The 6558-nt window shown below is 56.0% G+C and carries 9 protein-coding genes; 5 read left to right on the top strand and 4 right to left on the bottom strand.

Annotated features, from left to right (window positions below; all coding sequences use genetic code 11):
* The 4 genes from QZR30_RS22960 to QZR30_RS22945 all read left to right on the top strand — a co-directional run.
* A partial coding sequence (locus QZR30_RS22960) for an RHS repeat-associated core domain-containing protein (RefSeq protein WP_311904281.1) occupies positions 1 to 799 on the top strand: 799 nt, incomplete at its 5' end.
* A complete protein-coding gene (locus QZR30_RS22955) occupies positions 799 to 1431 on the top strand; it encodes a hypothetical protein (RefSeq protein WP_057022165.1) in 633 nt (210 codons plus the stop codon). The genes QZR30_RS22960 and QZR30_RS22955, both read left to right, overlap by 1 nt.
* Before the next feature lie 110 nt (positions 1432 to 1541).
* Positions 1542 to 1967: an Imm50 family immunity protein gene (locus tag QZR30_RS22950; protein ID WP_274358202.1), complete on the top strand. Its 426-nt coding sequence runs from the start codon at positions 1542 to 1544 to the stop codon at positions 1965 to 1967.
* 122 nt (positions 1968 to 2089) lie between these two features.
* On the top strand, positions 2090 to 2452 hold the full coding sequence (locus QZR30_RS22945; protein WP_056846424.1) for an Mpo1-like protein: 363 nt from the start codon (positions 2090 to 2092) through the stop codon (positions 2450 to 2452).
* Between the two features lie 3 nt (positions 2453 to 2455).
* On the opposite strand, the gene QZR30_RS22940 is transcribed toward QZR30_RS22945, so the two are convergent.
* The 3 genes from QZR30_RS22940 to QZR30_RS22930 all read right to left on the bottom strand — a co-directional run bounded on the left by QZR30_RS22940 (position 2456) and on the right by QZR30_RS22930 (position 4425).
* Positions 2456 to 3253, bottom strand: coding sequence for an acyl-CoA thioesterase (locus QZR30_RS22940; RefSeq protein ID WP_274358201.1), 798 nt, complete (start codon positions 3251 to 3253; stop codon positions 2456 to 2458).
* Between the two features lie 90 nt (positions 3254 to 3343).
* Positions 3344 to 4105 carry a CHAD domain-containing protein gene (locus tag QZR30_RS22935; protein WP_046071568.1) on the bottom strand — a complete coding sequence of 254 codons (762 nt, stop codon included), beginning with the start codon at positions 4103 to 4105 and terminating at the stop codon, positions 3344 to 3346.
* 41 nt (positions 4106 to 4146) lie between these two features.
* Positions 4147 to 4425: a hypothetical protein gene (locus tag QZR30_RS22930; protein ID WP_012722962.1), complete on the bottom strand. Its 279-nt coding sequence runs from the start codon at positions 4423 to 4425 to the stop codon at positions 4147 to 4149.
* A 216-nt stretch (positions 4426 to 4641) separates the two neighbouring features.
* Between QZR30_RS22930 and QZR30_RS22925 the strand changes: the two genes are divergently transcribed.
* Positions 4642 to 5679, top strand: coding sequence for a patatin-like phospholipase family protein (locus QZR30_RS22925; protein ID WP_043047421.1), 1038 nt, complete (start codon positions 4642 to 4644; stop codon positions 5677 to 5679).
* Between the two features lie 70 nt (positions 5680 to 5749).
* On the opposite strand, the gene QZR30_RS22920 is transcribed toward QZR30_RS22925, so the two are convergent.
* Positions 5750 to 6439, bottom strand: a complete 690-nt coding sequence (locus QZR30_RS22920) for a response regulator (protein ID WP_046071567.1) — start codon at positions 6437 to 6439, stop codon at positions 5750 to 5752.
* Positions 6440 to 6558 lie beyond the last annotated feature (119 nt).

The following is a 6558-nucleotide window of genomic DNA, read 5'->3' as shown; positions in this document are numbered from 1 at the left end:
CATCTACGAGCCCGGCAGCTTCCGCCCACTGGCACTGCTGGAAGGCTTCGGCCCAAAAGCCATAACGCCCTACCACTACCAGCTCGACCACCTCGGCACACCGCAGGAACTCACCACGCCCGAAGGCGAAATCGTCTGGTCCGCCCACTATCGAGCCTACGGCCAGATCGACCGGCTCGACGTAGGCAAGATCGACAATCCACTGCGTTTTCAGGGGCAGTACTTCGATCAGGAAAGCGGACTGCACTACAACCGCCATCGCTACTACAATCCGGATATTGGTCGCTACCTCACACCAGACCCAGTGAAGTTGGCGGGTGGGGTCAACGCTTACCGATACGCGCCAAATCCGACAGGCTGGATAGACCCGTTGGGGTTGAACTCGTGTCCTGGCGGGGATGGCTGCAAACCAACTCATAGTGTCGATGATTCGACAAAACACGCGAAAGCTAACAATGGCGAGCCAACGCTGCCCGCACCAGCATCAACGCCAGAGAAAACGGTTCGGGTTAGGCACTACACAAATAGGAAAGGATCGAAAGGAATTGAAAAAGATGGCGTGATATTGGCTCAAGATAACAATAGAGTGTATCTCGAGCCTGCGAAAAATAAGGTACTTAGTCCTGTCGACGCCCAAGATAAATACCAAATTGCAAAAGGCAAGGGTCGAGACTACATTGAGATGGATGTACCTGAATCAAGATTAGAATGGGTGAAAAACCCTAGGTATAACGTCATGGAGCTAACCGTAAGAGGGAATTTAGAAACAAATAACCCTACATTCACGAGAAGAAAGTAATGCTAGAGAAAAACAAAGAAATAATACTTACAGGCGAGGAAGCGCTTGAAGCCTTGAAAGAAATTGAATTCATATTGATATCTCTTCACAAAATGGGCAGCTTTTATGCTGACAAACCTGGCGCAGTGGAAGAATATAGAAGAATAACTACTGACTTCATCGACAACTGCGAGGTCACCAAGCGTCTTGCAAGGGTTCGCACGATAATTTCTCATCATTTTGACGATTCTATCGGCGACGATGATATGGATGACATGGAAAGACATTTACTAGACTTGAAATTCTGGAAACCAGCTTCAACAGAAAAAACTCATTCCAACACAGGAAAATTCTCTTTTTCGGATGGAGTCATCGATCAACTGACCGCTAAACGAGATGAGCTATTAATGGTCTTTACGGACCAGCAAGAACAAACCTTCTTAATTACCTTCCACAAATTAATTTCCTTTCATAGATTAAGCTCAGCGGGTAGTAAAGTATGCGATATGCATGAGGAAAAGACCTCTACTCTTTCGCAGGAGAACGTGTGCATTGACCCAAATGAGGCAATTACAACTTACTGCTTCAAGTCTGGCAATGGTGAGACTGTTCTTGCAGTCATTGCAAGCGGTTACAGCGTTGAACGCATATGACAAAAGTAGGCACGTTTCAGAAATACTCAGAACGGCACCTCTGGTCTTTGAATCTAACCCGACAATGACCGAAACTCCCCTGCAGATCTATTGACATAAAATCTTAAAAAATGAAAAACTGGAATGACCTTGATGGCTCTATCTTTTTCAACAAAGTGTTCAGTCAGCCTATTGAAATCGGAAAAGCCTACATCCACTCGTTAAGTATAGAAAATGATCAGAATGATTTTGGTATCGGCTTTGACATACCAGATTTTCCTGACCAGCTGCCGGAAAAATGGAAAGACAAAGGATACAACACATGCAGAATTGGATTGTCTTGTTCCAACATCACCGACTTAAAAATAACAAACCTTCCTCTCAGGGAAATTTTCACCATAGAAATAATGAAAGCGAGCGAGCACTTCTTTTTCACAGCAAAATCGAAAAATGCACTTGTTGAATTCAAGGCTAAATGGCTATCCCTATCTGGACCGTCAGTCTATATAAATTGCCCTGAACCAGGAGATGTCAACTGGTCAGACGATAACCTATAAAAATGATGAGTTTATTTACGGGACCGCAACTATGAGGACGATAGCAAAGGCTAATTCGCCCCACTATCCAGCCCAGCCTACAATCCTTCCAAGTTGTTTCAACGGACAGAGGATTCACCACCATGGGCAAACGTCACCCCAATCTCCCCGCCTGGCAATGGCGTCACTACCCACAAAACCATCAACACCCGGCCAACCTGGCACTGCATCTGATTGCCGTGCCGCTGTTTATCGTCGGATTTCTGCTGATCGTCTCGGGGGTTTTCAGCCTGAGTCTGGCCAGCTTCGCCGTCGGTGTGGTGGGGATCGTGGCAGGCCTGGCGTTGCAGCGTCATGGTCATAGCCTGGAGGCCCAGGCCAGTGAGCCGTTCAGTGACCGTAAAGACGCGGTGCAACGGCTGGTGGTCGAGCAGTTCGTGACCTTCCCGCGCTTTGTATTGAGCGGTGGCTGGTGGCGCGCCTGGCGGCAGCGCCACCGGCACTGAGGCTCAGGCGAATACCACCACGGTCTGGCGACTGAGGGCGATCAACTCGCCGGTCGGGCTCCATAGTGCAGCGGCCGCATGGCCGTAGCCGTCGCGGGCATGTTCGATGTTGACGTGGTATTGGCACCAATCGAGGGTGGTCAGGTCTTGCAGCGGCTGGATGAACTCGATGGTCCAGGTCAGGGTGCTGCCTGGCGCAGGCTTTTTCAGGTGTGGCAGCAGGGCCGGCGGCCAGGCGTCGACCAGGGCGAGGATATGCGCCTCGGTCAGTGGTTCTTCTTTCACATCCCCGCGCAACCGCACCCAACCGCCCATGTCGCGGGATTTGTTACCGGTGAACGGCAGGCCGCCGACACTCCAGCGCATCGCCAGATGGCGCATGAATTCAGGGGTGACGCCCTTGATGTAGGGCAACTCCTGACACTCATCCCAATGTTTGAATACCGGCGGCGCTTCGCTCGCCACGTCAATTTCCGATGCTCGAGACGCGCCAAAGCTGGCCTGGACCAGGGTCGCCACTTCGCCGTTCTGCACCACGCGGCCGAGCAACTGGCTGACGGCCTTGCCTTCGCGCAACACTTCGACTTGATAACTGGCGGGCACATCCGGCGCGACCGGGCCGACAAAGGTGATGGCCAGGGAGCGCAAGGGGCGATCCGTCGGCACCTGCGCGCGCAGGGCCTCATATTGCAGGGCGGCGACCAGGCCGCCAAAGGTGGCACGGCCCTGGGCCCATTCGGCCGGGATGGTGACATCCAGCGGGTTGCTACGGGCAGCGTCGAGCAAATCACTAAAGCGCATGGCGACCTCACATCAAGAAAATCGATGGAGGGATCTTAACCATCGAATCCGGCAGGCACAGCGCCTATTCCGGCCAAAAACCGGACCACTTCAAAAACAATCGGCGCTGAGTTTGTCCAGCACACGATCAGCGCGACCTTGCGCCTTGAGCATGGTGCGCTGCCACACCGCCACACAGGGTTGCAGGTCCGGCTGGTGCCCGGCCTGGGCCAGCCATTGCCAGCAGTCATGCCAGTCACCCAGTGCACCCTGGGCCTTCTTCAACCGCGACATGGCGTTGGCGGGCAACTTGTCCAACTCGGGATAAGCCTCGGCGGCGTAACGCACGCGCTTGATCAGCAACCGCAGGCGGTGACGATCATGTTCGGGATCCTTCAGCGCGTCAGCGAGTTTCTGCCATTGCTTGGCCAGGCGCTTCTCGATGCGCGGGCGCAGGCCCTTGAGCAGTTTCTGGTGCTGGGCTGCGCGGATAAATCGGGGAAAGGCATCCAGGATCAGCAACAGATGCGCCAATTCTGCGCTCTGCGCCACTTGGCGATAGGTCTCGGGTTGCAGGCGCAGGCGCCGATCAGCCGCGTCGTGATGTCCATGCTGATGCAAATACGCCGCCAGGACCTCTCGGTCGCGTAGCGGCGTGGTCAGTTGACCCACAGTCTTGGCGGCCAACTCGAGTTGCTCGACACCTGGCAGGCCGCGCAACGGACGCAACAGGCTGCGCAGACGGCGCACGGTGGTGCGCAAATCATGCAGCGCTTCATCGTCGGTGACGGCGGCAAGGCGAGCCTGGCAGCTCAGTAACCCTACTTCCAGGCCAATGACCTGAGCGACTAACTGATTGACCAAGGCTGACATCCTGCCCTCACTTTGCGATGAATAATCCTACTCGCTACAGGTCAACGCCCGGCGCGAGACTCTCGAATATAGAAACGCGCCTTTTCGGCTTTGTTGGAGCAGCCTTCAAACGCTTCGAATTGTTGCTGGGTCTTGGCGCCGGTCAACAGCGACAGGGCCTTGGAATAACTTACGGTGCCGGCGAAACCTTCAGCCTTGGCCAGGTCGAGTTCTTTCCAGGCGGCGTCCAATTGCGAGCCGCAGCTGTCGCGGTAGGCAGTTTTGCCAGCACAACCGGCCAAGGCCAGCACGATCACAGGCACACACATCCAGGCTTTCATTGATGACACCTCAAAATAAGCAAAATCATTCGTAGCCTGTAGACGTTGCCCACAGGAAAAAGTGCCTTGTCCTTAGCCTGAAATCGGTAGTACCTATTGCCAGAGCATACCCGAGCACAAGGGCTATCCTCGAAAAATATCGCAGGCCCAGCCGAAGATTGAAGCCGCCCCCCCGATGGGTGCATTGTGGGCACCTGTTTTTCGAAGGATCTGGTCATGAAAAAACGTGTTGCCTTAGTGCTGGGCTCCGGGGGAGCCAGGGGCTACGCCCATATCGGGGTGATCGAAGAAATCGAACGACGCGGCTATGACATCGCCTGTATCGCCGGCTGCTCCATGGGCGCCGTGGTGGGTGGGATCTACGCCGCCGGCAAGCTCGACGAGTACCGCAACTGGATCGAAAGCCTGGACTACCTCGACGTGCTGCGCCTGGTGGATGTGAGCTTTCGCCTGGGCGCGATTCGCGGTGAAAAAGTCTTCGGGCAGATCCGCAAGATCGTCGGCGAGATCAATATCGAAGAACTGCGTATCCCCTACACCGCCGTTGCCACCGACCTTACCAACCAGCAGGAAATCTGGTTCCAGGAGGGCTGCCTGCATCAGGCCATGCGCGCATCGGCAGCGATCCCCAGCCTGTTCACCCCGGTGATGCAAGGCAACCGCATGCTGGTGGATGGTGGCCTACTCAACCCGCTGCCCATCGTGCCGGTGGTGTCGAGCCACTGCGACTTGATCATCGCGGTCAACCTCAATGCCACCAACCAGAAGCATTACCAGCTACCGGTGATCCCACGTCCGCCTGCGTTCAAGAGCCGCTTCAACAGCCTGGCGAAATCGCTGGGTTCGCACCTGCCGTTTCGCCGCAAGCAGGCCGAGCAGTTGATGAAGCTCGAGCAGGAGGCCTTGCAGGCCCAGGCAGCGGAGATCAACCCATGGCTGGAGTCAGCCGAACCCGAATCCCAGCAACCCGCCGCCGCACCGGAGAAAGCCGGCGCACCGAAGTCGGCGACGGGTTCGTTCATCATCGATAACGTCGGGCCTGCGTCGCTGCTGGACCTGATCAACCAGAGTTTCGAGGTGATGCAGACGTCATTGGCGCAATACAAGATCGCCGGGTATCCGCCCGATATCCTGATCAACGTGCCGAAGCGGGTGTGCCGGTTTTTCGAGTTCTACAAGGCGCCGGAACTGATCGCCCTGGGGCGGGAGATTGCCAGGGATACGCTGGATCGGTATGAGAGTGAGCAGGCCTGAAATTCTGGGTGTTGTTGATGGCCTCATCGGGGGCAAGCCCCCGATGAGGCCTGTTCAGGCAGCGGTGAACTCAAGTACCCAGCAGTCGATACCCCACCCCCGCCTCAGTCACGATGAACCGTGGCTGGGTCGGGTCATCCGCGAGTTTCTGGCGCAGGTGCCCCACCACGATACGCAGGTAGTGGCTGTCCTCGGTATGGGTAGGCCCCCAGATGTCCTTGAGCAACTGCTGTTGGGTAATCACTCGCCCAGGATGACGTGCCAGTTGCGCGAGCACCGCGTATTCCTTGCGGGTCAGCGCCACTTCGGCACCGTCCAGCAGTACGCGGCGATAGGCCAGGTCCACCGTCAGCGGGCCAAAACTCAAGGCGGCCTCCTGGGCCTCTCCCGCCGGTGCCTGGCGCAACAACGCACGCACACGAGCGAGAAACTCCTGGATGCCGAAGGGCTTGGTCACATAGTCATTGGCGCCACCGTCAAGGGCCTCGACCTTCTGACCTTCGCTGGCGCGTACCGACAGCACCAGCACCGGCACCGTCGACCACTCGCGAAACTCGCGTAGCACTTGCTGGCCGTCCATGTCAGGCAGGCCCAGGTCGAGCACCAGCAAGTCCGGTTTGCTCAGGGCCGCCTGGGCCAGGCCTTCGTTGCCGGTGCCGGCCTCGATCACCTTATAGCCCTGGGAGGCCAGGCTGATACGCAGGAATTTGCGGATCTGCGGTTCGTCATCAATGACTAGAATCGTCGCGGTCTGGCTCATGGTATCCGTCAAAATCCATTAAAAAATCACCCCTCTGTAGGAGCGAGCTTGCTCGCGAAAAACCCATAGGCACCGCGTAAACTCAGGACGCCATCATTATCGTTAACGACCTTCGCGAG

This window comes from Pseudomonas sp. rhizo25 (assembly GCF_031931935.1).
In the GTDB taxonomy this organism is placed as follows: domain Bacteria; phylum Pseudomonadota; class Gammaproteobacteria; order Pseudomonadales; family Pseudomonadaceae; genus Aquipseudomonas; species Aquipseudomonas synxantha.
This window is presented reverse-complemented; position numbering and strand designations above follow the sequence as displayed.